Annotated in this window: 23 protein-coding genes; 13 read left to right on the forward strand and 10 right to left on the reverse strand. The window is 58.0% G+C overall.

Features of this window, described 5'->3' with window-relative positions; all coding sequences use genetic code 11:
* Positions 1–115 precede the first annotated feature (115 nt).
* Positions 116–292, reverse strand: a complete 177-nt coding sequence (locus ACSBOB_RS09030; protein WP_442582089.1) for a hypothetical protein — start codon at positions 290–292, stop codon at positions 116–118.
* A gap of 92 nt (positions 293–384) precedes the next feature.
* Between ACSBOB_RS09030 and ACSBOB_RS09035 the strand changes: the two genes are divergently transcribed.
* Entirely contained in the window at positions 385–2,313 is a 1,929-nt protein-coding gene (locus ACSBOB_RS09035) for a PAS domain S-box protein (RefSeq protein WP_442582090.1), read from the forward strand.
* 217 nt (positions 2,314–2,530) lie between these two features.
* On the opposite strand, the gene ACSBOB_RS09040 is transcribed toward ACSBOB_RS09035, so the two are convergent.
* Complete coding sequence (locus ACSBOB_RS09040) at positions 2,531–4,582, reverse strand: sensor histidine kinase (RefSeq protein ID WP_442582091.1); 2,052 nt, start codon at positions 4,580–4,582, stop codon at positions 2,531–2,533.
* Positions 4,583–4,747: 165 nt separating this feature from the next.
* Here ACSBOB_RS09040 and ACSBOB_RS09045 point away from each other — a divergent pair, with 165 nt between their 5' ends.
* Together ACSBOB_RS09045 and ACSBOB_RS09050 are read left to right on the forward strand one after the other, a co-directional pair.
* The gene (locus ACSBOB_RS09045) at positions 4,748–4,963 is read left to right on the forward strand and encodes a hypothetical protein (RefSeq protein WP_442582092.1); all 216 of its coding nucleotides are present in this window, start codon (positions 4,748–4,750) and stop codon (positions 4,961–4,963) included.
* A 1,083-nt stretch (positions 4,964–6,046) separates the two neighbouring features.
* Positions 6,047–6,502, forward strand: a complete 456-nt coding sequence (locus tag ACSBOB_RS09050; RefSeq protein WP_442582093.1) for a twin-arginine translocation signal domain-containing protein — start codon at positions 6,047–6,049, stop codon at positions 6,500–6,502.
* On the opposite strand, the gene ACSBOB_RS09055 is transcribed toward ACSBOB_RS09050, so the two are convergent.
* The 3 genes from ACSBOB_RS09055 to ACSBOB_RS09065 all read right to left on the reverse strand — a co-directional run bounded on the left by ACSBOB_RS09055 (position 6,499) and on the right by ACSBOB_RS09065 (position 9,163).
* Positions 6,499–7,158 (reverse strand): response regulator, encoded by a 660-nt coding sequence (locus ACSBOB_RS09055; protein ID WP_442582094.1) that lies wholly within the window; start codon positions 7,156–7,158, stop codon positions 6,499–6,501. The two genes, ACSBOB_RS09050 and ACSBOB_RS09055, sit on opposite strands and share 4 nt — an antisense overlap.
* Positions 7,155–8,462 carry a sensor histidine kinase gene (locus ACSBOB_RS09060; protein WP_442583691.1) on the reverse strand — a complete coding sequence of 436 codons (1,308 nt, stop codon included), beginning with the start codon at positions 8,460–8,462 and terminating at the stop codon, positions 7,155–7,157. Before ACSBOB_RS09060 ends, ACSBOB_RS09055 begins: the two co-directional genes overlap by 4 nt.
* A gap of 344 nt (positions 8,463–8,806) precedes the next feature.
* Positions 8,807–9,163, reverse strand: a complete 357-nt coding sequence (locus ACSBOB_RS09065; RefSeq protein WP_442582095.1) for a low affinity iron permease family protein — start codon at positions 9,161–9,163, stop codon at positions 8,807–8,809.
* Positions 9,164–9,852: 689 nt separating this feature from the next.
* Here ACSBOB_RS09065 and ACSBOB_RS09070 point away from each other — a divergent pair.
* The 3 genes from ACSBOB_RS09070 to ACSBOB_RS09080 all read left to right on the forward strand — a co-directional run bounded on the left by ACSBOB_RS09070 (position 9,853) and on the right by ACSBOB_RS09080 (position 11,359).
* On the forward strand, positions 9,853–10,155 hold the full coding sequence (locus tag ACSBOB_RS09070; protein ID WP_442582096.1) for a DUF1236 domain-containing protein: 303 nt from the start codon (positions 9,853–9,855) through the stop codon (positions 10,153–10,155).
* A 605-nt stretch (positions 10,156–10,760) separates the two neighbouring features.
* Positions 10,761–11,081, forward strand: coding sequence for a BA14K family protein (locus tag ACSBOB_RS09075; protein WP_442583692.1), 321 nt, complete (start codon positions 10,761–10,763; stop codon positions 11,079–11,081).
* A gap of 35 nt (positions 11,082–11,116) precedes the next feature.
* Entirely contained in the window at positions 11,117–11,359 is a 243-nt protein-coding gene (locus ACSBOB_RS09080) for a hypothetical protein (protein WP_442582097.1), read from the forward strand.
* Between the two features lie 245 nt (positions 11,360–11,604).
* Here the strand turns inward: ACSBOB_RS09080 and ACSBOB_RS09085 are convergent, their stop codons facing one another.
* The gene (locus ACSBOB_RS09085; RefSeq protein ID WP_442582098.1) at positions 11,605–11,772 is read right to left on the reverse strand and encodes a hypothetical protein; all 168 of its coding nucleotides are present in this window, start codon (positions 11,770–11,772) and stop codon (positions 11,605–11,607) included.
* 183 nt (positions 11,773–11,955) lie between these two features.
* On the opposite strand from ACSBOB_RS09085, the gene ACSBOB_RS09090 reads away from it, so the two are divergent.
* From ACSBOB_RS09090 to ACSBOB_RS09105, 4 genes are all read left to right on the forward strand, one after another.
* Positions 11,956–12,927: an SDR family oxidoreductase gene (locus tag ACSBOB_RS09090; protein WP_442582099.1), complete on the forward strand. Its 972-nt coding sequence runs from the start codon at positions 11,956–11,958 to the stop codon at positions 12,925–12,927.
* A 115-nt stretch (positions 12,928–13,042) separates the two neighbouring features.
* Positions 13,043–13,522, forward strand: a complete 480-nt coding sequence (locus ACSBOB_RS09095; RefSeq protein WP_442582100.1) for a pyridoxamine 5'-phosphate oxidase family protein — start codon at positions 13,043–13,045, stop codon at positions 13,520–13,522.
* Between the two features lie 49 nt (positions 13,523–13,571).
* On the forward strand, positions 13,572–14,342 hold the full coding sequence (gene xth / locus ACSBOB_RS09100; RefSeq protein ID WP_442582101.1) for an exodeoxyribonuclease III: 771 nt from the start codon (positions 13,572–13,574) through the stop codon (positions 14,340–14,342).
* A gap of 783 nt (positions 14,343–15,125) precedes the next feature.
* A complete protein-coding gene (locus ACSBOB_RS09105) occupies positions 15,126–15,470 on the forward strand; it encodes a DUF2934 domain-containing protein (RefSeq protein ID WP_442582102.1) in 345 nt (114 codons plus the stop codon).
* A gap of 22 nt (positions 15,471–15,492) precedes the next feature.
* On the opposite strand, the gene ACSBOB_RS09110 is transcribed toward ACSBOB_RS09105, so the two are convergent.
* Positions 15,493–15,966 (reverse strand): YciE/YciF ferroxidase family protein, encoded by a 474-nt coding sequence (locus ACSBOB_RS09110; protein WP_442582103.1) that lies wholly within the window; start codon positions 15,964–15,966, stop codon positions 15,493–15,495.
* Positions 15,967–17,209: 1,243 nt separating this feature from the next.
* Between ACSBOB_RS09110 and ACSBOB_RS09115 the strand changes: the two genes are divergently transcribed.
* The 3 genes from ACSBOB_RS09115 to ACSBOB_RS09125 are packed head-to-tail and all read left to right on the forward strand — an operon-like array spanning position 17,210 to position 20,087.
* Complete coding sequence (locus ACSBOB_RS09115) at positions 17,210–18,310, forward strand: type IV toxin-antitoxin system AbiEi family antitoxin (protein WP_442582104.1); 1,101 nt, start codon at positions 17,210–17,212, stop codon at positions 18,308–18,310.
* Positions 18,311–18,312: 2 nt separating this feature from the next.
* Positions 18,313–19,209, forward strand: coding sequence for an antitoxin (locus tag ACSBOB_RS09120; protein ID WP_442582105.1), 897 nt, complete (start codon positions 18,313–18,315; stop codon positions 19,207–19,209).
* Positions 19,206–20,087 carry an AbiJ-NTD4 domain-containing protein gene (locus tag ACSBOB_RS09125; RefSeq protein ID WP_442582106.1) on the forward strand — a complete coding sequence of 294 codons (882 nt, stop codon included), beginning with the start codon at positions 19,206–19,208 and terminating at the stop codon, positions 20,085–20,087. Before ACSBOB_RS09120 ends, ACSBOB_RS09125 begins: the two co-directional genes overlap by 4 nt.
* A 22-nt stretch (positions 20,088–20,109) precedes the next feature.
* On the opposite strand, the gene ACSBOB_RS09130 is transcribed toward ACSBOB_RS09125, so the two are convergent.
* The 3 genes from ACSBOB_RS09130 to ACSBOB_RS09140 all read right to left on the reverse strand — a co-directional run bounded on the left by ACSBOB_RS09130 (position 20,110) and on the right by ACSBOB_RS09140 (position 22,963).
* Positions 20,110–20,643: a hypothetical protein gene (locus tag ACSBOB_RS09130; RefSeq protein ID WP_442582107.1), complete on the reverse strand. Its 534-nt coding sequence runs from the start codon at positions 20,641–20,643 to the stop codon at positions 20,110–20,112.
* 27 nt (positions 20,644–20,670) lie between these two features.
* The gene (locus tag ACSBOB_RS09135; protein WP_442582108.1) at positions 20,671–21,822 is read right to left on the reverse strand and encodes an HNH endonuclease signature motif containing protein; all 1,152 of its coding nucleotides are present in this window, start codon (positions 21,820–21,822) and stop codon (positions 20,671–20,673) included.
* Positions 21,823–22,033: 211 nt separating this feature from the next.
* Positions 22,034–22,963, reverse strand: a complete 930-nt coding sequence (locus ACSBOB_RS09140) for a hypothetical protein (RefSeq protein ID WP_442582109.1) — start codon at positions 22,961–22,963, stop codon at positions 22,034–22,036.
* Positions 22,964–22,980: the final 17 nt, after the last annotated feature.

The following is a 22,980-nucleotide window of genomic DNA, read 5'->3' on the forward strand; positions in this document are numbered from 1 at the left end:
AATTGCGTCGCGCACGTGGCCGCCTCCAAACGTGCGAAGGAGCTTCGCTTCGAAACCAATAATCGCGTCGACCTTACGCCGTCCGCCGCACCGGGTAACGCAGAAAAGACGGCATTTAGGATTGAGGGCCCATACGCCGCTTGGCCAATAGCCGCGTTTCACGGATTACGGACGACCGATCGGTTCCGATCATCGCAATGATATCGCGCACGTCCCGGTCGGAAACGCCAGCTTCAATCGCAATCGTTTGAACGTCGTTGTCACTCACTTTAGGAATGGGTGTATCGGACATGGCAATCTCCTCCGAAGTCCCTCGGCGTGAGAACCTTCAGTTCAGCTTTGTGTTCCTCGTCGTCCGCTCGCAAGTTGAAGAATTCCAACGAGATGTCGCGTCTCGACCCAAAATATCTTTGGAACAAAATCCTCTCGTCAAAGTTCAAGGAAGTTGGTTCGCGCTGTCGTGCGGGCGTCTTGTCTTGGGGCAGCCGTATTATGGAAAAATCATCGACAATATGGGCCGAACGCGGTGCCCGGGCCGTCGTCGGCCTGAGCGGATCACGATTTGTCCCTAACGGTCGCAGTGCAGTGGATTTCGAGGACTTTTTTGAAAACGGCAGTCTCGCCCTGCACCTCGTTGGATCCGACGGCATCATCTTGCATGCGAACAAAGCGGAACTCGAGCTGCTGGGATATTCCGCCGAGGAATATATCGGCCGCCCCATTAACGACTTCCACGCCGACCAGCATGTCATCGATGATATTTTGGCGCGCCTCACGCGTGGCGAGAGCATCGACAAACTTCCTGCGCGATTGCGCGCAAGAGATGGCTCCATTAAGCACGTTGAAATCACATCCAGTGCGCAGTTCCGGGACGGGGAGTTTGTCCACACTCGCTGCTTTACCGTCGATGTGACCGACCTGAAACGAGCGCGAGACGAACTCGGTCAGAAAGACAGTCAATTCCAGCAGATTCTCGACAGTCTTCCAGTTGCCGTTTACACCACGGACCCCCAGGGCAAGATTACATATTACAATCGCGCCGCTGCTGAGTTTGCCGGGCGAGAGCCGGAGATAGGCAAGGACGAATGGTGTGTCACGTTTCGTCTGTTCACAGAGGACGGCAAGGACCTTCCGCACGCCGAATGTCCTATGGCGATCGCGCTTCGGGAAAATCGCCCGGTACGAAATGTGGAGGCAATCGCGCAGCGCCCGGACGGGACGCTTTTTCCGTTCCTGCCGTTCCCGACGCCGATACGGGATGCGAACGGCGATCTTGTCGGCGCCGTGAACACACTGGTTGACCTGAGTGAGCGCAAACGATTGGACGAAGCAAGCCAGCACCTGTCGGCAATCGTGGAATCGTCGTTTGATGCAATCGTCAGCAAGGATCTCAACGGCGTCATAACCAGTTGGAACCGTGGTGCCGAACGCCTGTTCGGCTACTCATCGGAAGAAGCAGTAGGCAAGCAGGTGCGCATGCTTATTCCGGCCGATCACCAAGACGAGGAACCACACATCCTGGATCGCATTCGACGTGGCGAGCGGGTTGAAACATACGAGACAGTCCGTCGGCGAAACGACGGCAGCCTCGTCCCGGTATCGCTGACGATCTCACCGGTACGAAACGCCGCCGGGCGTATCGTCGGAGCATCAAAGATCGCACGCGACATATCCGCCGCCAGAGACAGCGAGCAGCGCATCCGGATGCTGATGCGTGAGGTCAACCATCGCGTCAAGAATCAATACTCGGTCATTCTGTCGATGATCCGTGAGACCAACAAGCGGTCAGAAAATCCCGATGCATTCGAGCGTCAAGTCCGGGAACGGATTATGGCGCTCGCGCGCTCCCACGATCTTCTGGTTTCGGCGGATTGGAAGGGGGCGACGATTTTCGAGTTGCTCTTGGCACAGGCAAAACCGTTCGGCCACGAGGATCGCATCTCGATGGCCGGACCATCGATTACACTCAGCCCCAACGCTGTCCAGTATCTTGGCATCGCGTTCCACGAACTGGCCACCAATTCGGCCAAATACGGTGTTCTCTCCGGCGCACGCGGCAAGATTGCCGTTTCTTGGGAAGTGACCGACTCCGCCGCCGGAAAGATTGTTCGTCTAACCTGGAACGAAACCGACGGGCCAACAGTCCAATCGATAGCCCAAGGCGGATTCGGAACCGTGGTTTTGAGGCGCGTTGCGCCCCAGGCCATGAGTGGCACGGGTGATCTTCAATACGGACCTAACGGTGTTGCCTGGACGCTCGAAGCACCGGTTGCTTACGTTGAGGCTTCAATATTCAACGAGTGCAACGATTAATCCAATGCCTTCGAGTGTTTCCGGTCGACCTGCAGAAAGCCGGGCTCAACACGTCTGAATTGCATCCTGGCGTGGTCAATCTGCACCCCCATCTGGGGCGGGCTCCTCGGCTGGGATTGCATTGTTGTGCGACCAGGCAGTGCTGGCGAACCGTCGGCATGCTCAATCGTGATATTCAGCAGCCCTGTTCCCAACTCGCCAAAGGGTGAAGCAAACGCTATTTCTGACGCACACTGGCCAACTCCGACTCTGCTTCGTTACCACCCTCTAGCGGTAGGTCTGCCTTGAAAATGCAAACCAACCCGGCCTCATCAAGCCCGATCTCGACAGATCCGCCCGGTTCGGATGACAGGATCTGCCTTAGCATGCGCGTTCCGAAGCCCTTTCGATCCGTCGGCTGAACTGGTGGACCTCCCCGCTCTTTCCATTTTATGCGAAGACGCCGCTTGCCCTCCGTCGCCTTCAAAGTCCATGAAATCGAGACCCTTCCGGTATTATTGGACAACGCTCCATACTTGATTGCGTTCGTAGCGAGCTCGTGGAAGGCCATCGCCAGCGACAGGGCCAGGCTCGGCCGCAAGCGAACAGGCGGGCCGGCAATCTCGAACCGATCGATCTCTTCATGCGGTCTTATGGACGCGTTCACAACCTCATCCAGCTCGGCGCCACTCCAGTTCTCATGGGTCAGGATATCGTGAGCTTGAGCGAGGGAAGACAAACGGCTGGCAAGAGCGCTGTTCGCCTCTCGCAAATCAGAAGCGCCGCGCAGCGTTTGATTGGCGATCGACTGGACGACGGCGAGGGTGTTTTTCACGCGGTGGTTAAGCTCCCTGACTAGCAGCCGCCGATGCTCCTCGGCGCGATGTCGCTCGCTGATATCAAGACTGACCTGCACGGCGCCCAGTATGTTCCCCTTGGTGTCGCGGATCGAACGCGCGCTGGTGAGCAATATCCGGGTCAGGCCGCTCGGCAGCACGTATGTGAACTCCTGATTGTCGGTTTGCTCGCCTCGCATCGCCTTGGTCAGCGGCCGGTCTTCGCGGCTAACCTCCTGACCGTCGTGGAATGCCTGCGTATCGATCACGAGGTCCGGAGCGCCGAAATGCCTGTCCGTGTCGCCAGCAAGCCCCATCAAGTCGGCCGCGAAACGGTTTCTTATGACCTCGCGCCCATTTGGGTCATAGGTGAACCACACCGCGACGGGCACGGTTTCAAGCACGGCCTGGAGTTCGTTGCTCCGCTCTGATAGCGCCCGTTCTGCCGCTAACAACGAATCGGCTACGATGCCAAATTCTCGAACCGAGGTTGGAAAAGTCGCTACGGGCTTACCCCGGCCGAGTGCTTGGGCACGAGAAGCAAGCGCGGCGGCAGCGTTGGCGAACCGGTCCCCCACGAAATAGGCCAGGGCTGCCGAGACAAGAACGGCGGCAAGCCCCGCGAACGCTATGGCCACGACAGATTTCCAAAGTGGCGCCTGAACCACCGTCAGGGGGACGTTTGCGCTATAGAACCATCCCGAAAAATTGGACCGATAATAGCCGGCCAGAAGTGTGAGGCCCTGGAAATTCTGCGAGGTAAAAGTGCCCGAACTCCCCACTACCTTGTTCAAGTATTCAGGCAGGCCGGGTTTGCCTGTCATTTCTTCATGCATTTGAGATCGCGCGACATACCGGCCATCACGGTCGCCGATACCGATCGTCCATCCTTCCGGTACCGCCGGCAGTATGATGTCCCGTAGCCGGCTGGTAGGAATTGTTATGGCGAGGAGCCATTCCTGATTGCCCGGTCCTCGAACCGGCAACCCTATGGCGATGCGGTATTCGTTGGACGCCGGGTTGGGGAAGACATCGCTGACAATGCGTTGCCCCGCCTTGGCATTTTCGATGTCCCGAGGCGAAAAAGGAATAGCAGGCGCCGTCGTGCCATAAGCTATATTGGTGCTGAAGAGATGGCGGCCCCCCAAATCTTGCAGCGCGATCGCGCGGTCGGTTCGGTTGACCAGGCGTAGCGCTTCCTCGCGAAATTGCTCAAGGTCGTTGTTCTCTAACGCTGAAGACTTGGCGAGGCCCTCCACGACAGTCAGCAAATTGCCAAGATGGCCCTCAACGATGAGCGATATGGTCCGGGCGACCTGCAGAGCCTCGCGATCATAACGCTGGCGCTCGGTCAATGCGTATTGACCAAGCAGATATGCTCCAAACAGCCAGAGTGGCACAACCGCAGCGGCAATGATGCCCAGCAGATGCAATCTCGCCGGAAGCTGTCGCAATGCCCTGTATCCTCCCCGTGGGCGACGCCAGCATAACTGTTGGCTGCTCGGGGGCAAGGAGGGTACGACTCGTTTGTGCGGATACAGGCCTGCGGCGCACCAAATGGCTCGGCGACCATACGCACGAAACCTATTTCCAGGATACCGCCCCCGAAGCTGGTTGTGGTGGCGGCGATCGATCCCGACGAGGCAGGAGACCTCCAAGCTGTGTTCGGCCCCGCCGAGCAGCGTCGAAGAGCGGGCGATCCGAACCGCGCCAAGACGCTCGCATTGAATTATATAGGCGTCATCGCCTGGTTGCGGGAGGCCAAACGCGCGCTTGGCGTGTATGGCCGGGCCATGGTGCTTTTCCAGCGCAGCAATGAGCCGGACATGGAGTAAGGTGCGGACCACCCGCGTCCAGTTCATCCCGGAGAACGACGGGCGGGGCTAGGCGTGAGATTGAAGAAGGTGGGAAATCTAGCACGTTCCTCGAGCCGAGGCGCTGGCTTGCGCGCCATGAAATCTGGCGGCATGGTGATGCCTTGTTAAGGGCCGCGAATGTTCGTTACACAATGGACCGCCGAACATTTCATGGCGCTTTTCACGGGCATCATCATACTCGTGCTCGTAGTGATCTACAGGCAGAACCTGACACTGATCCGCCTGACCACTGCCGCCCTGCTTCCTCGGGCTGGGGAAGGGCGCCGGTGACCAGTTAGACGCGCGGGGGATTTGAGGAGGTCTCAGATCACCCGCGCGAATGCCAGGCGGGTCCTTCCTCGCCCAACATTTTTGAGCGTGCTAGGATTTGCGGATGTCGTCAAGCACTTCCCCTCGCGGAGAGACGGCTTGCGTGGGTCCCCAGCCAGATAGATGCTTCGATCAGGAGGAGCGGCCATGGCAGAGAACAGCCCCGGCGCCCCGATTTCGGCCGCCACGTGTTGGCGAAGGCGCTGTTGGACTTGGCTGAAGATTATGTCGCCCGTGGGCGCAAGTTTCAGCACGTGAGCCTCGAATAGCTTCAACAGCGCTTCATCGAGGGCATGGACCTATGGGCAAATACTCCCGAACGTTTCGACGGTCGCCTAGATTTTTGCGATGTCAATGCAGAATTCCGCCTACGCGGAATCAGCGAACCGCTCGAACTCGTCCGGCCCCAATCATGCCGGATCACCGAACACAATAAAGCCCGAACGCGAGGCTGGTCCCAAGAAATGCAGGACGACAACCCGAAGGGTTAGACAGGCTTCGCCACCGAGTCGAGTATACGAGAGATGAGAACCGCGCAAACCCGAGCCGTCCGCTTAACCTCCAATAACTGCCCTTAGCGAACCCTGAGGACAGCGGATATCGGCCACATCACCCCCGCTCATCTCGCCAGTACACCCGGCGATCATAGACATTTGGAGAGCCGGCCGGTTCATGGCCTGCTTGCCCAGGGAACCGCAGGCCAGCCAAAATTGTTCCAGTAGCGAGGTTATTATGATGCTCTCGCGACGACATTTTCTTTCGCAGGTTGGTTCTACGGCTTTAGTCGCTACGGCGACCATCTGTCCCTATGTGCCGCAAATTTCCAATGGGGTCTTCGCCCTCTCGCCCGCGCACGCCCAAGCCCAAAGCAACGGTGGCGGCAACGGGAACGGCAACGGCAATGGTGGCGGCAACGGCAACGGCAATGGTGGCGGCAACGGCAACGGTGGTGGCAATGGCAACGGAAATGGCGGCGGCAAAAGCAAAGACAGGGAAAAGGAAGCGTCCCAGACACCCGCCACGACGCCGTCGATTGATGCTCCCGCCACAGCCGACGTCAGGCACCGCAATGGTATGAGCGAAATAATCCGCAATGGACGCTATGAGATGCGTGACGCCAAGGGGCGGACCATAGTCAACAGAATTGCCACGCCAAAAGACTATCTGCGCTTCCGTTCGGTACGCTAAGCCGTAGACCCAGCTTCGACCGAGTTGCGGAAAATCATCGCTGCTTCGGTGCGATTGCTTGCCTGTAACTTGGAGAATATGCGCGACATGTGGTGCTTGATAGTTTTCTCTGTGAGATTGAGGCGCAATGCGACTGACTTGTTGCTGAGCCCCGATGCGACAAGGGTCAACACCTCGCGCTCACGCTCGCTCAATGTCCCCATGAGATCGAGTGCATTAGCTGATCGGCCCGTACCGACAAGTGCGGAGAGTAGATGTGCCGATAGGCTCGGAGTGACGTAAGTTTCGCCATCCCTTACGGCTGAAAGGATCTCGACCAGTGACCGCGACCCTACGCCCTTGAGGACGTAACCCTTCGCCCCCGCGTTGAGCGCGGCTATAACGTCCTCGCTGCTCTCTGATGCCGTCAGAACGACGATGCATTGAGTGGCATTGCGGCTCAGAATCGACTTGATGGCAGAGTGGCCGCCGCCCGGCATTGACAGGTCGATGAGCAAGATGTCCGGCCGATTGTCCACCGCGATGCGGAGGGCATCATCGCCAGTGCAGCCGGCAGCCACTACGTCGAGGTGCCCCGTTTCGGAAAGGCTGCGGATCACGCCTTCGCGAAACAGTGGGTGATCGTCGACCACCGCGATGGTGATTGGCGGCTTCATGGCAGAGGCAATTCCTTGAGGTCGAGAGTGACGGTCAGAATAGTACCTTTCTGCGACGTACTCAGATCGAAATGCCCGCCTAGGCTTTCGACACGTTCGCGCATGCCTGCGAGGCCGAGGCTGTCGGTAGCAACATCGCAAGGATTGAAGCCTGGCCCGTCGTCCGAAACCGCGACGACGATCCGGTTCTCACTACAAGTCATCGTCACTATCTGCGACGCACCCCGGCAGTGGCGATAGCCATTGTTGAGGGCTTCCTGAAGGAAGCGATAGAGGCAGATTCGCTCCGAGATCGGTAAAGTAGCCGAAACTGGAGCGAGACGTTTCTCGACCCGCGCTCCCGTGCGCCGCTCATATGCATCAATGGCGTGGTCAATGAGTTCGGGAAGTTGGGCCGCCTCGATCTGGGGAAGCACAAGGCCGTTGCAGAGACTGCGAATTTCCTGGAGGGCCTCTTCCAGGCTGGCGCGGATGGATAGGACCTCCTGTTCACGTATTTTCTCCGGCACGGCTTTGCCAAGCACGGTCTCACTTTCAAGGCGCATGGCGGCGAGCGCGACGAACTGCGCCGGCCCATCATGCAAATCTGCTCCGAGGCGCCGTAGAAATCTTTCGTTGAGCGCGGTTGCGCGTTGCGACGCCCCCTTGATGCGCTGATGCAAGGCGTGGTTCTGGTCGACTAGAGCCGTCAACTCCACCACTCGCCTGTTGAGGTCGCCGGCCTGCCGCGCGATTGTGCGGCTGCCCCGCAAAACGACGGCATAAAGTGTAAGGAAGAAGGCGACGATCACGCCCGCCACGGCCAGCCAACTGCGCGCCCGCGCATTCTGCAGCGTGGCTTCGAAGTCATGGGCATACTCGTAGAACTCGATAACGGCCACCACATCGCCGGACCAGGGCTGCAGGATCGGGTTGTAGATTTCCAGCAGGGGGCCGGAGGGCCTTACCGCATCTTTGTCTAGGGTGTCGAAGCGTTCGTAATTCACCACCATGGTGCCGGAAAATGCCTGCTTGAGATTCGGTGTCGGCGCAAATCGCTGCCCGATCAGCCCCTTGTCGTTGGCGTATAGTACGGTGCCGTCCGGCGCCCAGAGGCGCATGGCAGCCAGACGTTGCCCGAGGGCACCCTGTCCCAGCGTCTCATCGAGCGCGTGCCCCAGCGCATCGTCGAGGCGTTGCGTCTTCTGCATATCGGGCAGCAGCGGAGCAATCACGCTGTCTACATAAAGGGCCGTCGTTGCGCCTGCATTGCGGGTGACCGCCCGCTCGATCAACAGGGTGACGGCGCCGCCGACCATCAGCATCGCAAGCAGAGAAACTAGCCCGCCTACAATGAAAAACTGGATCGCGAGGGAGAGACTGCTTACGAGGGCGCCCAATCGCCTGAAAATCTTCGTTCCGCGATCAACGACGCGCGCATGCTCAACCACGTCTGTACGGGAAGGCAATCGAACAACGCTCTGCCCCTGCACACTCAATCGCTTCGTCGCCCTTCTTTCGATCGTCTTCGCTGTAACAGATATCGATCGACTGAAACGGCTTGTTGGGCTGAGCGGTTCCACGGTTGTGGCGGAGAGGGACGGTTCACGGAAAAGGGTGCCCGTGCCGACGGTTCGAACGTCTTGGTACGGACAAGTCGCGCAGTCGCCTAGTCTGTTCTCGGCCAATGCGGCATCTTGTGGGCTTCACGTTCCAAGCGACGCACGGTTTCCCGGATGTGTTTCGGGTCTTCATGTTCAAGACCGACGACGTCGTTTCGTGTCTCTTTCAAAGCTACGATGATTTCATCAAGTTTCGCATGGATCGCGGCGGTGTCGCGATAACCTTGGACGAGTACAACGCCTGTGATGACGATTGCCACGACGCTGAGACCGAAGGTGACAACGTCAGTAAGCCCAAGCGGAATCAGTAGCGTGCATCCAATCATCAGCGCGAGGATCAAATAGAAACCCGGTGGTCTGCTGAGGAAGTCGGCTGCTCGGAATAGATGCGGGTCAGGGCCCATAGCCGTCGCCTTAAACGTTAGATTTCGGAAGCGTGGGTTTCCCGGTCTGCCAGGTCAGAGAGCCGGATGAGTTCGTCCCGGTCTCTGACGCCACGCTGAAACGCAAGGACGAGTGCGCTTGCAATTTCCTCAGCCCTCTCCGATCGCGATTCAAGAAAGTGCTTTACGACGATCACATCAAAGCACTCCTGCAAGAGCCTGACCTCATCGGGTCGAAATGCCTGTGCCTCGCGACGACTCCACATGCGCCAACCTCCAATGTGCACCCGTCGCCGAGAAGAAATCGAGAGAAGCCCGGCGACGGGTACCAACCCTTCAGCTTGCTTGTGGCCGAAGGGCCTGTCAGCGCAGTGAGGGACGGTACCTGCGCTTCTGTGAAACTGTGTACTCAACTGACAATCATCCCCAGGCTTAGGAACGCAAAGCCGACTGCGATGACCGGAAAGAAGAGCCACCGCGCCTGGTAAACGCTGTTGTCCATGTCCGCCTCCTGTTGAGTGGCACGCCAACGGAATGTGGCTCCGGAATGTTCCTCCGCGTTTGAACCATTGAGACCAATGCATTGGACGATTGGGCCTTTAGTCCCAACGGCCATGGGCCTGAAGCCCCATAGAGGAACATCCCGCTCCAGGCTCCGTTGGTCAGCGCTTCGACGTGATCGAAGCCTTATCCTTCCAAAGGAGACTGTTATGAAGGTTTATCTCACGAGCGCAGTCGCCGGATTGGCCCTGGCCGCCTTTGCTGGTTCCGCGATGGCCGACGATGTTGTTATCTTCAAGCCGGAACAGGAAACGATCGTTCGCGAATATGTGAAGAAGAAGCCAATCGCTTCGATCCAGTTGCCCGGCGTTGAACTGAACGTCGGCAACACTGTCCCCGACACAGTGGAATTGTATGAGGTCCCCGACCAGAAGTATCGCTACACGGTCGTCGACAAGCGGACGGTGGTGGTCGATCCGGCAACCCACAAGATCATCCATGTAATGGACTGATCGGGACAGGCTCAACCTCGGCCTCCGGGCCGAGGTTTGAACCCAGGGGGCAACTCAATGGCAAAAAAAAGGCCAGCGCGAACTTGTTCACCGCCATTGACCTTCACGGATTGATTCATGTCGTTGAAGAAACAGATTCATCCAACAAGGGGAAGGTATTTTGGAAGCGCTGTGGTGGCGGCGACATTCCAGCCGGAGCTAGGCTCACGCCGAACCGCGAGGTTACCTGCCCGAACTGTGTAGCGGTTCTCCAACGGGATCGTCTAATACGAGAATAATGTAGCATGAAACTCTTTCTCGCCACGTTGAGCGGCTTCGTCATAACGCTCTCGATTTTCGCCGCTGGCGCCATTTCCGCGATCTATATCACAAATGAAGCGGAGCCTGTGCCGATCTGGAAGGCAAACGAAGGATCGCCCTGGACCATCGAACCAGTAGCAGCCTCCGCCGAGCCTATCGAGCGCTTAACAGCGAAAGCCCCCTCCGCGCCACGGGCCGCAGTAAAAGGGACTAATCGCCCACCCGTCGATATGACGACCACTGGAGCGATCCAGAATCCGACGCCCGAACCCTCGCCTGAACCGGCAGCCGAAGAGCCAGCCGCGATGGTGCACGTACAGTGGTGTTCGGAGCGCTATCGATCGTATCGACAAGAAGACAATAGCTACAGGTCCTACAGTGGTAGACGGCGGCCGTGCGTCTCTCCATTCAGCGATGCTTCCGGCCGGAGCGGAGAACCATTCTACAGTACGGAGACTACCCCTGATCAACCCCCTGTGGGATACCCTGTGGAGGAGGTGGAAGAGCCCGCGAACTACCTCACGCAACGGCATATCGCCGCATGCTTTTCGCGCTACCGCTCCTACAGCCCGGAAGACAATTCCTACCAGCCTTATGGAGGCGGGTCGCGCCGGAAATGCGAGTAGATCGCACTGCCTGTGGATCTGACTTGGAGCAAACCATGACCACACGGGCCGAAAATTTCATGGATAAATGGCTCGATGAAAACATCACGCCGCTGCATATCAATGAGCCAGCACTGGCATTGCCGATCCTGGCTGAGCGCTGCTTGACAGCCGCCCGGAAAAGCGGATTGACTGTGGAAGAGGTCGAAGAGGTCGTTTGCGATATTGAGGAAGCGATCAGGGATGAACTGACATTTCGGAAGTCTCCATCAACGTCTTCGCCTGACGCCCCAGCCTGACGTACTGCCGTAGATGATAATCCGATCCTTATCGCCCTACTGATAGCCGGTCTCGTGACCGCAATCGCCATTGGCGCCGGGGCCGCGTTCGAAGTCGCAGGCCGTTCGCTTCTGCCGTAAAGGGAATTCCCCGATCCGTGGAACCGCGCCACTTGCTCGCGGTTCTGATGGCAATTCGGAGTCGCTGCAATGCCGCGCTACGGGCGGAGCCGGCGGGGCGATCATGTTGTCGAATTGGGGAATGATCAGTCGACGGCAGCCTTCGGCCCGAAACACCCCACGACGATTTCGAACATGATGTCGGCGATCCACATGGCACAGACACCGATCAGGAAGGCTGCGGCATATGCGCTGGCGGTGTCGTCGGGCGGCAGCGGCAGCCCGATCGACTTGATGTAGTGAAGCACTGGCACGGTCGATAGCCTGGCGCCCGTGTTCCGCAGATCGGCGGCGACGCAACCCTCTCCCGGAATTGAAGCGCCGGCGAGACAGCGTGCGCACGAGGCCTACCAGCACGCGGGAGCCGCTATTTGCCAGGACGGATCGTCAACTTTTCAAGGCCTCGCGCGTTGGACGGCATCACGAGGAGTTCACAAATGCCAACAGGGTCCGAAGCCGCGAATGAGGCGCGCAAGCAACGCAAGATACAGAAGAGTGTCGATCGCAAGGACGCTTCCAAGCCGAAATCCGCCGACGCACACTCCATGCAAGCCGCGGCGCGCAAATATCCCGCGCCGCCCTTTCCCAAGCAGCATCATCCGAAACCCGGCGAGGAATGGAAGATCGAACCGCCGCCCATGTATGACGCGCCGTTCTATATCGGCTCGAAGAAACTGGACGGCAAGGTGGCGCTGATCACCGGCGGCGATTCCGGCATCGGCCGCGCGGTGGCGGTGCTGTTCGCCCGCGAGGGCGCCGACATTGCCGTCTCCTACCTCAGCGAGGACAGGGACGCCGAGGCGACCAAAAAGGCGGTCGAGGCCGAAGGCCGCAAATGCATCCTGCTGCCTGGCGACGTCACCGAACGTGATTATTGCCGCAAGGCCGTCGCCGAAACAGTGAAAAAGTTCGGACGGTTAGACGTTCTGGTCAACAATGCTGCCTTCCAGATCCATTCTGCCGAATTCAAGGATCTGACGGAAGAGCATTTCGATACGACGCTGAAGACCAACCTCTACGGTTATTTCTACATGGCGCAGGAAGCCGTGCCGCACATGAAGCCGGGCTCGGCGATCATCAACACCGGCTCGGTCACCGGCATCGACGGCAGTAAGGAACTGATCGACTATTCGATGACCAAGGGTGGCATCCATGCCTTCACCCGAGCATTGTCCGGCAACCTGATCAGCAAGGGAATCCGTGTCAACGCCGTGGCGCCCGGCCCTGTCTGGACACCGCTCAACCCGTCGGAGAAGGAGGCCGAGGACGTCTCGAAGTTCGGCGAAAAGACCCCTATGAAGCGCCCGGCCCAGCCGGAGGAGATTGCGCCAGCCTATGTCTTTCTCGCCTCATCGCACTGCTCCAGCTACATCACCGGCGAGGTGCTCCCGATCATCGGTGGATACTGAAAACGCAGGCAGGCGCCTCGCTACTGTGTGATCTTTGACCGCTTGGTTGCAGAGATGGAGAGGCGAGGAACTTTGCCACCGACAGCGCGTTTGGCAGTCTCAAAGGAGACCAGCCGTGCAAGACGATCAGGAATTCGCCACGAAATTTTGGGATTCTATCCGCTCCGATATGACCGCGATGATCGGAGTGCCCGGAGTTCACCCACGACCGATGACGGCCCAGTTTGATGGGGATCGGAACGTCGTTTATTTCTTCACCGCGAAAGACACTGAACTTGCAGAGGGTGCGTCGCGAGCCCAGGAGGCCACGCTGGTCTATGCGGCGAAGGGCCACGACCTCTTTGCCACAGTCCAAGGCACGCTGCGAGTTGACGACGACCGTGCCGTCATCGACCGACTTTGGAACCGCTATGTCGCGGCGTGGTTCGAGCGGGGCAAAGCTGACCCGAAGCTCTGTCTGCTTCGTTTCGACGCAACTGATGCTGAAATCTGGAAGGACGCCTCCAGCATTGTCGCGGGCGTGAAGATGTTCCTCGGAATGGGCGATCCGAAGGAGGATTACAAAGACAGCGTAGCGAGCGTAAATTTGAGGTAGTTGCGTGGCGACAGGACTCGTCCGCCGATCACTGCTTCTCCGCTGATCCATGCGCATTGCCACATACAACATCAACAACGTCAATCGGCGCCTCGCTAATCTCCTTGGGTGGCTTCGGGCAAGGCACCCGGACGTGGTTTGCCTCCAAGAACTCAAATCTAGCGACCGTGATTTTCCCGCGGCCGAAATCGCCGAGGCGGGCTACCAGGCCGTCTGGATGGGACAGCGCACTTGGAATGGTGTTGCGATTCTGGCGCGGGGCAGCGAGCCGGTTCTGACGCGCAGCGCGCTTCCCGGCGATAACAGCGACCAGCAGAGCCGGTATATCGAGGCGGCGGTGCAAGGACTGCTGATTGTCTGCGTCTATTCTCCGAACGGCAATCCGCGGCCCGGCCCGAAGTTCGAATATAAGCTCGCCTGGCTGGAACGGCTTCAACAACATGCAACACGGCTACGAAAGACTGGCGCGCCCGTCGTGCTGGCCGGCGACTTCAACGTCGCGCCAACCGAACTCGACATCTATCCGACCAGGTCATGGGACAATGACGCGCTGATCCAGCCCGAGAGCCGTGCAGCCTTCCGCCGGCTCGTTGGGAGAAACTGGACGGATGCAATACGCAAACTCCATCCAGACGAGCGCATCTACACGTTCTGGGACTACAAACGAAACCGTTGGCCACGAGACGCCGGCCTTCGCCTGGACCATCTGCTGCTGACGCCGGATCTGGCGGAGCGGCTGATAGGAGCCGGAGTTGATCGGGAGATTAGAGGCCTGGATGGCGCGAGTGACCATGCCCCGGCTTGGATTGAGTTACGATAGACGCGGATACTACGAGCCGAGCATTCGGGTCAGATCGGGCGCACGCTCCTGGAGGGATCGACCGTCATCTACAGTTGATCGAAGATCAGCCGATCGGTGGCCAGGCGCGTGTACCAGAGCGTCGAGAGCGGGTCGCGGAGGAAGGCTTGCTTCCGGACACCGTGCGGGCCGCACCACCGAGGATCTTGGTATAGCGCGCGATATTTCGAAGCTTCCGGACTGAGGCGCGCCATGTATGCTTCGCAGATTTTGCAGCGGGAAGCTTCCAGGCGCTGACCTGACTGAGATAAATCAAGCCGGCAATCGGTCAGGCTCCATAGATTGAGTTGTCTTGCACGCCCTGGAGAACAGCGAGATTGGTCAAGTGGGCGGGAGGTGAACATGCCGACTTGGCTAGACTGTCTGCTTGGTGTGAAACAAACACGGAAGGTTCGCCTTGCGTGTCCGGAACCACTGTGTCCTGAATCCCACAGACTCCTTCATCCAAAGCACTCGGCTCACAAGCTCAAACCTCGTGCTCGACTGAGATGTGATGAATGCAACACCCTCAATCGCGCCGGCGCTTGGCGGGTGCAAGGGTACGTTGTTGAAAGAACGCTTGAAGTGAAGACCGCATTGCGTTGGCTTGACCGGGCAAAGAACTCATAGTGCTTTCCAGATATGCAAATACCTCGCATCTCCGCATGTTCCAAAAGGGCGGCATCTTGACTGAGACTCGCTGATACGCACGGGAACTTCATTCAGCTATCCGAGTTCATCCGTCGAGGATGGGAGGATATCTCAATGGCTAAACGCTCCATACCTGCCGCGCCCGGCACGACCGATCAATTGCCACGCTGGGAAGGGCCGGAAGAAAATCGACCGAGAGGTTACCTACCTGCGGTGGAGGACCCTGATACGGCAAGAGACGCCGCGGGCGAAAACCTTTCCGGTCCAGACAAGCGCGATCTCTCAGATGCATTCGAGACAGGTGGCGACTCTCTGGACGAGGCCCGAGAAAGACGCATTCAAAAGCGTGCCTACGAACTGTGGGAGCGCGCAGGGCGCCAAGACGGCACGCACGAAAAACACTGGCACGATGCTGTCCGCGAGATCGACGAAGAGGATTCTGCCCGGCCAATCGCCTGACAGGGCAGATGCCTTTAGGCCTTCAGGCCTTATTCACCGATGTGACCGCCAGGTTGGTCAGCTTGTTATTTGTTGCCTTCTCCTGGTCGAGTATCTCGCTCAAAAGCTTGTGCGCCTCATCGTGTCCCAGAACCTTCGCCCATTCCCTCAGCGAACCGTATCTCGCGATTTCGTAGTGTTCGACGGCTTGGCAAGCGGCAAGAAGTCCTGCATCTAGCGCGGTTCCGGAGGCTTCCTCTATGAGGCCGTCGGCCTCTTTGATTAGCCCCTCGATTGCATCACACTTCTCGCCTTTCGCCTTTTTGCCGATGGACTCAAACACCTTTCGAAGAGTGGCGATCTGCCCCTTCGTCTCTTCCAAATGATCCTCTGCGGCTTTTTTGAGCTTGGCATCCTTGGCCGCCTTGGCAACCTTTGGCAGTGCCTTGGTGATTGCGTTCTCCGCGTAGAAAACGTCTTCGAGGGTGTGTTCGAAAATCTCAGCTAGCGTTTTCATTGAATGTCTCCCATTGCCGGTATGGCGGGAAGCAATGAACTGCTGGCGAGGAAGGTTCCTTCAAGGGCTCTTGGCACGCGATCCGCGATCACCCGTACAGTCAGTTCTGGCTGCGTGGGCCGCGTCGATCCGCCGGCTCCAGGAAATGAGCCTAACGAGTTCCAGGCTGGGGAAGGGTATCGGGGACGACGTAGCTCGCCGTGAACCTGCCGGAGGCCGTCGACGAATTGAGCCCTGACGGGCATCTGCCAGAGGGGCAGGCTGAGACGGGCGAGCCCACCCTTCTGGATCCGATACCGGCAGCCGCACCAAAGAGTGCGCGGCCGTAGCTGGTGAGGAACTGGCTGGCGAGCGTCCGACATTATGCGTGAGTGGTCACCCGGGGGCCTCTCCTCAACACACGCTCTCGCACGGTATTCCGTCATTGTCTCGGTTGAGATTGCCGCCCCACGAGCAGTTCTGAAGGTGTCATCGTGCTTCCTCGCACGAACTGATTTGGGTGCATTTCAGCCGCGGCGAGCATGACCACGATTGAGCGACCACCCCGTCGGTCCTAGTTGTCCGCCGTATTTCGTCCGACGCCGGAGCGACAAGCTGCACCGCTGCCGTAGCGGCTGACCCGCCGTCGCCGACGTGAACCTTCCGGAGTAGAAGCTGGCACACCGACTCCCTCGTGATGGCCGACGTCACGGCGGTGGCCGGCAAGGTCACATAGACTGGGTTGCCTCGAATGACAAACACCCGGTCGGCCCCAACAGGATAGTAGTCGTCCGGAAGCAAACCGGTTCGTGCGGTGAAGTCTGCCATTGTGGTGCCGTGATACGCGCTTAGCGGTGCATGCAGGCTAGCATTGACGTCGGCCTGGTATTGCTCGCCCGTCTGGCAACCGACGAGTCCAGATGCCACCATCAGGAAAGTGGCCACACGCATTGTGGGATGATCGTGTGGGAGGTTTTGATAAACCGCCTGATTTCAGGCTTAACCTATTGATTGTATTGGCGCGCCGGACAGGACGAAACTGAGAACTCCTATCTCATTGTTTTTTCGTTATAATTTATCCGTCACGTTGCCGGCGCCGCCGCGTAGCGCCACCCCTTGAGCGCTGCCAAGCCTCTGAGTTGCCTACAATTAACGCTGCCAGCGACCATTTCAGAGATATTCACTGCACAGTGAATATTGACGCTCCAGCGAACTTTCGGCATAATGGGCTTATTCACTGCACAGCGAAAAAGGCAAATTTGGGATGATTGAGGGCGCTGAAGAGGACCGCAGAACACTCGAAGCGCTGACGTCAGCCCTGGAATCGCTGCCTCATGTGCAAGCCGCAACCGCCAGGGACGAGCGCTCGATTATTAGCAGTTCAGCGCGGCACATCGATGCAGCCGTCGATTTGGAAATCGCCGGCAAGGAAGTCATGCTCCTTGTCGAAATCAGGAAGTCCGTCTACCCCCGCGATGTCCGTCAATTGCTATGGCAACTGCATGAAGTCCGCAATGCATATGCTCATGGACAAAACATTCCCGCCATTCCCCTGGTCGCAGCTGAATCGATCTCAGAGGGAGCGCGCAAGCTGCTGCAAACTGAGAATGTGGGTTTCTTCGATACCGGCGGTAGTCTATTTGTCCCGGCCCAGGGGGCATACCTTTACATCGAACGCCCCGTTCCTAAGACACTCGAAAAATCTGTCCGCTCTTTTTTTACTGGGAAGCGCTCACAGGTTCTGCACGCGCTGCTAATGAAGCGCGACGATTGGCTGGGCGTAACAGAGCTTTCGCATATCGCGGAAGTGTCCCCCGCCACCGCCTCAGAAACCCTCACAGGGCTGGAGAAGATGGAATGGGTATCGACGCGCGGCCAAGGGCCCTCGAAGGAGCGTCGTCTCACCAATGCCGGGGGGCTTTTAGATGAGTGGAAAACGCAGATACAGGCTTCGCGGCGGCAATTGCCCCGTCGTCGTTACTACGTACCGGGAGGCGATCTACCTGCCTTGACGAACCGTATTGCGACGCACTGTGAGGGTGAGGGCATTGAATATGCTCTGACCCAGGAAGCTGCCGCACAGCGATATGCCCCCTTCCTGTCGAGTTACTCGCGTCTTGCGATACGGGTCTCACCCGTGCGTGGTGTCGAGCACATGCTAGCCGCCTTCGATGCGCGCCTAGTTACCGAAGGCGCGAATGTCGACATCCTCGAAACGAAAACGCATGGCGAGTTTCTGTTTAGGGAGAAGGTAGACGGCGTCTGGCTCGCAAGTACTGTGCAAATTTATTTGGATCTTCTTCGCGGCGAAGGACGCGCCCGCGACATGGCCGAACATTTGAGAAAAGAATTACTGAGGATTTGATTATGACGAAACCTGCAACAGCCGAAGGGTACGATCCTAAAGTCACGGAAAACTGCGAGAGAGTCCTTGTGACTCTGATCCGGGGCCTTGGGCCGTGGCGGGACTCCATCTATCTGATTGGCGGCCTCACTCCCCGTTACCTTATCACGAAACGGCCGCCACATATTCCAGCCCACGCAGGAACGGGTGATCTGGATGTCGTAATTCAGCTTCAAATGTTATCTGATACGGACGCATATCACACGCTAGAAGATAACTTCAAAAGGCTGGGCTTTGCCCGCGCAACAAACAGCGCAGGAAAAGCCGTCTCCTGGCGCTGGGAAGTGTTCACGGGCGGGATAAAAGTCATCGTCGAACTGCTGGCCGACGATCCCGATAAATCGGGCGGTAAGGTGATGGAATTGCCAACCGATGGCAACGTCTCAGCATTAAACATCCCACACTCATCGATCGTTTTCGACCACCATGAGACAAGGGAGATTAAGGCCGAGTTGCTGGGCGAGAACGGAATTGCGACCGTCAATCTTCACTATGCCGACCTGGTCGCCTTTACCTGCCTAAAGACATATGCCGTGGACCAACGAGACGAGCGTAAGGACGCTCACGATCTGATCTACTGCCTTGAGCATTTCGACGACGGGATCGAGGCCGCTGCCGCCAAGTTCAAGGCTGCTCTTGAAGGCAAGCACAAAGAAGTTGTTTCGGAAGTGCTCGGACTCTTGGCCACGCACTTCACGGATGATGCCGATACAGAAGGCTACAAGAAGAGTGGTCCCGTGGCTGTCGCGAAGTTCGAAATGGGAGAAGACGACGACGCCGAAGCCAAAGATGCCCGCGCTCTCCGCCAGCGCGAGGCATCCGATATTGTGACGCGCCTCCTTAAGGCTATTGCCGCATGAGTTATTTCAGCGAACGAGAAACCGGCGCGCTGCCCCGCGACCGCGATACTATCAACGAAGCCGTCTGGGGCGGCATCCGCGCAATAATCCGCAGCCGTGTCGATGATGGCTCTTTCGGTGCGCTGTTTCCTGCCGCATGCCCCGATGGGCGCGGTACGACCGGCACTGACGAGACCGCATTTTGGGATGTGATGCGCTCGGAAATTCCGAATCTTGACGAGCAGCCGTGGCGACCGAACGCAGCCATGCCGCCTATGCTCGACGCGCTCGACATGATCGAATTCTGCTGGCGGGCTGTAGGTAAGCCCATCGAAGGTTCATACCACTCCTATTTCGGACATCATCACCTCAGTTTCGACGTCGAAAGCGGACGCGCCGAATTTCGTGAAGCAATCAACCGCATCTTCCGCCGCAATGGCCTTGTTTTTGAGCTCAGCGAGAGTGGTGAGATTATTCGTCTTGCGCCATTGGCACTTGCCGACACTCTGTCCCGTGCCGCTTTCCGCACTGGAGATTCTGAACTTGATCAGCTGCTCGATAAGTCGCGCCGCAAGTTTCTCGATGCCGACCTCGATATACGGCGCGAATCTCTAGAAGCCTTGTGGGATGCCTGGGAGCGCCTGAAGACCCGAAACGGAATGGCAAAGAAGGCTGGTATTTCGTCCCTGCTCGATTCGTTATCCGGACCCGATTCGCCTCGGCTTCGCGCAGCGCTGGAGCAAGATGCGGTTGCGCTCACTGACCTCGGAAATCAGCTTCGCATTCGTCATTCAGAAACGGATCGTGAAGCGATAACCAGTCACAGCCAGGTCGATTATCTTTATCACCGGCTCTTCGCTCTGGTGCAAGCTGCTATAAGATCTGGCGAAAACGGCTGAAAGCCCCCAAACTCCCGCTAAGTCATGTACCGGCCAGTGGCGTTTTCCGCCTTCTCGGATTCTGGGTTTTGTCAGCACTCCACAGCGCTCGGTCCAAAGTGCGCAGCGTAACATTTTCAGCCGTCGCCTTCTGCCGGCAGAGTGCCGTATAGGCGATCCACTTCTCAAAGGTATAGAATGTGGAACCGCCGACAGATTTCATCGCCCGGATATCAAGAATGGGGTATTTGTCGGGGAAAGCGAAATGCAGGATCACACTAGCCATGGGCCTCTGCACACCGCGCAAAGCCAGTAGAGCGCCAATCCTCAATCGTTCACTCTTCGCTGCAAATGCGATCTGAGTTATCTCACGGACTTCTTCCTCTGAATTCTCAGCTGCCAGTTGGCGGGTTCGACCGCCGCGCCATTTCCACTTCGCGACCGCCTCAAGGTCGTTACGCGTCATAAAACCGCGCTTCTGGGCTTCGCCCATTAGCAAACACAGCGTCTCGTCTTCCGTGTAGTCGTAGGTGTTAGCGTATTTCTCTATTTCAACTTTTGACAACGTGATCCGCATCTACTCTCCCGCTGTATTGACGGCATTCTAACAATAATCGTCGATAGACCCCTCGTACTGATTAAACAGCGCGCCAATCGTTATGCAGTGGGCCTTCATCGCGCCTTCGCGACTGAAGAATGTACCGCCAGACTCATGACAAAACGCTTCCCCTTCGAGATACACCTTGGCGTGTGACCAGTCCTTGACGCCCGATGGACTGCTGCAGACCACGGAAAGGACGCCGTTTGGGCCGATGGCTGCCTCCACAACAGGGCTTTCTCCATAGCGATTTCGGGCAAAGACACTGCCGGGTACGAGCCGTTCCCGATAGCTGGCGATGCCGTCTTCAGAAGCGGAGCCAGGACACTGTGGAAACTCGGTCGGCGTACGCCATTTGCGCTGGAACGCGCATGCAGTGAGCGAGGGCACATCCAGTGGTTCCGGTTCTGGCGCTATGACAACGGCTCTTCGCCCAGGAGGCGCGGCCGCCTGACCCGGCGAAGACGAAAAAGTCACCACCTCCCGAGCTTCCCGCTGAATCTCACCTAATGAAGAGGGATCGAGATTGACCGTAGCCGGGGGCTCGTTTTCAGTCGCGGGTTTGAAAAGCCATTCTCCGAGGAACCCGCCTCGGCCCACCTCTGCCGTCTGTGCCCACCGCTCCAGCTGCCTACGGCATTGCTGCGCCTCTTCCTTTGTAACAACGCGCATCCAGCCCCAGTTGGGGATAGTGGCTGCGCCAGGATTATCGAAGAAGGCTTCAAGCGAGCCGAAAGCGTGCACGATTCGGGCGCATGTGATGGGATTGAGAAGGATGTTCTCCAATCGCGTAACCCAGCGCAGATTTTCTGCGCGGTTGTTCAGCCTATTGGTGTCAATGTGGTCCACGACATGGTCCGGCGATGGCCCCGGCCCATGAAAAGCCGTGGCTACGATCCTGTGGACGACATGGCCGTTGATCTCAAAGTAGCCCGAATGCCTGTTGAGGGTTCCAAAGGTCCAGAGCTCGTCGAGCTTTCTGCGCCGTGCATTCAGGCGGGAGCGCCTGAACACCGCGCCATTGTCGCGGACAACGTAGATCTCTTCCTTGAACGCAACCTCGCATTCCTTCTCGAAAGAATGGAGTATTTGTTCCAGCGGCTGCGCAGCAACAGAATCCAGTGCTGGCATCCGCGCAAACGAATCCGTGTCGTGCATCGCACGTCCTCCGAATATTGTTTCCGGGATTGTCATCAGCATTTCCAGTTAAACTGGCGCTGGATTCTTTATCGGCGACAATTCTCTTACGTGCCAGGCGTCACCTTATGCTCACATGCACCGCGAAATCTTGCCCGGTCATGTGGGCGAAGTCAAGAACCATGCAAGGCACTGCATTTGCTGGTTTTTGGAGCCGATCGGCTACCACACGTTACCTGGCCAAATCCGACGCTACCGACGAGACTGCACTCCACCGGGCCGCCCTCAACGCGGGAATAGCAAGAGGCTGAAGAACGTCAGCAGCCTTGTGATGACACCAGCGATGACACGTTGGACAGAGCACCGCAAAACTCTCCGGGCAACTCCAGCGCGGTCCTTTTCCGAGCGGATCGCGATGATGGGCGTCAAACAGAGCGCCGCTTTCATCGCTAAAATCACAGCCTTCGCAGACAATGACGCCACCATTGCGTGCTCGGTTGATTTCCTTTACCGCCCGCGCGAGCTTGGGATCGCGCTCCTTATCGACCATTTCCTTCCTGATCCGCTTTCCCTCAGACGAACCTGCGGGGACGTTGGGGTAGAGCGAACTGCAAAGTTGTACTCTTCCTGGATCACGGAAACCGGGTAACGCCTCCACGTCCCAGCGACGCGTAACCTCGACGGAGCGCAAGGCCTCCCAAAGCTGCTCCATTGAGGGCTCGTCGCGCCGCACACCGTCATAGGCATTGTTCAGGATGTTCTTGTCCGCAAAACCAAGGTCTTCAATCAGCCGCGGCTCGCTCGCAATGCGGTAGACCTCTGACAGCACGACCGCGACTGGCCACTGCGCTAGGCGGGCCATCAAAGCGGAGTCGCGGACGAACGCTTTTGTCTCTCCGTAGACGCCCGTGACCCGCACAAGCTCCAGAACCCGGCCACGCAGCTCTTTGCCAACTTCGGCACCGCCCCCAATAGTCACAAGATAGGGCCGCAAAACCGCTTTTTCTGCGGTCGCGCGAGCCTGCTGAAAATGTCCTGCGTTTTTGAGAGCCTCATCACCACGCGACCCAAAGCACATGACCGGCTCCGAAGAACGGCCCCAGACTGCCTTCACGCCCATGATCTGATCAAGTGACCCAGACACCTCTTCGAAAGTCGGCATACGCTACGCTCTCCGCA

The organism is Mesorhizobium sp. KACC 23794 (assembly GCF_052180275.1).
Taxonomy (GTDB): Bacteria; Pseudomonadota; Alphaproteobacteria; order Rhizobiales; family Rhizobiaceae; genus Kumtagia.

Bases quoted from the DNA above. Each gene is read 5' to 3' on its own strand.
- ACSBOB_RS09030 (WP_442582089.1), bottom strand. From the start codon at position 292: ATGTCCGATACACCCATTCCTAAAGTGAGTGACAACGACGTTCAAACG.
- ACSBOB_RS09035 (WP_442582090.1), top strand. From the start codon at position 385: ATGTCGCGTCTCGACCCAAAATATCTTTGGAACAAAATCCTCTCGTCA.
- ACSBOB_RS09050 (WP_442582093.1), top strand. From the start codon at position 6,047: ATGATGCTCTCGCGACGACATTTTCTTTCGCAGGTTGGTTCTACGGCT.
- ACSBOB_RS09055 (WP_442582094.1), bottom strand. From the start codon at position 7,158: ATGAAGCCGCCAATCACCATCGCGGTGGTCGACGATCACCCACTGTTT.
- ACSBOB_RS09060 (WP_442583691.1), bottom strand. From the start codon at position 8,462: ATGCTGATGGTCGGCGGCGCCGTCACCCTGTTGATCGAGCGGGCGGTC.
- ACSBOB_RS09065 (WP_442582095.1), bottom strand. From the start codon at position 9,163: ATGGGCCCTGACCCGCATCTATTCCGAGCAGCCGACTTCCTCAGCAGA.
- ACSBOB_RS09070 (WP_442582096.1), top strand. From the start codon at position 9,853: ATGAAGGTTTATCTCACGAGCGCAGTCGCCGGATTGGCCCTGGCCGCC.
- ACSBOB_RS09075 (WP_442583692.1), top strand. From the start codon at position 10,761: ATGGTGCACGTACAGTGGTGTTCGGAGCGCTATCGATCGTATCGACAA.
- ACSBOB_RS09080 (WP_442582097.1), top strand. From the start codon at position 11,117: ATGACCACACGGGCCGAAAATTTCATGGATAAATGGCTCGATGAAAAC.
- ACSBOB_RS09090 (WP_442582099.1), top strand. From the start codon at position 11,956: ATGCCAACAGGGTCCGAAGCCGCGAATGAGGCGCGCAAGCAACGCAAG.
- xth (WP_442582101.1), top strand. From the start codon at position 13,572: ATGCGCATTGCCACATACAACATCAACAACGTCAATCGGCGCCTCGCT.
- ACSBOB_RS09105 (WP_442582102.1), top strand. From the start codon at position 15,126: ATGGCTAAACGCTCCATACCTGCCGCGCCCGGCACGACCGATCAATTG.
- ACSBOB_RS09110 (WP_442582103.1), bottom strand. From the start codon at position 15,966: ATGAAAACGCTAGCTGAGATTTTCGAACACACCCTCGAAGACGTTTTC.
- ACSBOB_RS09115 (WP_442582104.1), top strand. From the start codon at position 17,210: ATGATTGAGGGCGCTGAAGAGGACCGCAGAACACTCGAAGCGCTGACG.
- ACSBOB_RS09120 (WP_442582105.1), top strand. From the start codon at position 18,313: ATGACGAAACCTGCAACAGCCGAAGGGTACGATCCTAAAGTCACGGAA.
- ACSBOB_RS09125 (WP_442582106.1), top strand. From the start codon at position 19,206: ATGAGTTATTTCAGCGAACGAGAAACCGGCGCGCTGCCCCGCGACCGC.
- ACSBOB_RS09130 (WP_442582107.1), bottom strand. From the start codon at position 20,643: ATGCGGATCACGTTGTCAAAAGTTGAAATAGAGAAATACGCTAACACC.
- ACSBOB_RS09135 (WP_442582108.1), bottom strand. From the start codon at position 21,822: ATGCACGACACGGATTCGTTTGCGCGGATGCCAGCACTGGATTCTGTT.
- ACSBOB_RS09140 (WP_442582109.1), bottom strand. From the start codon at position 22,963: ATGCCGACTTTCGAAGAGGTGTCTGGGTCACTTGATCAGATCATGGGC.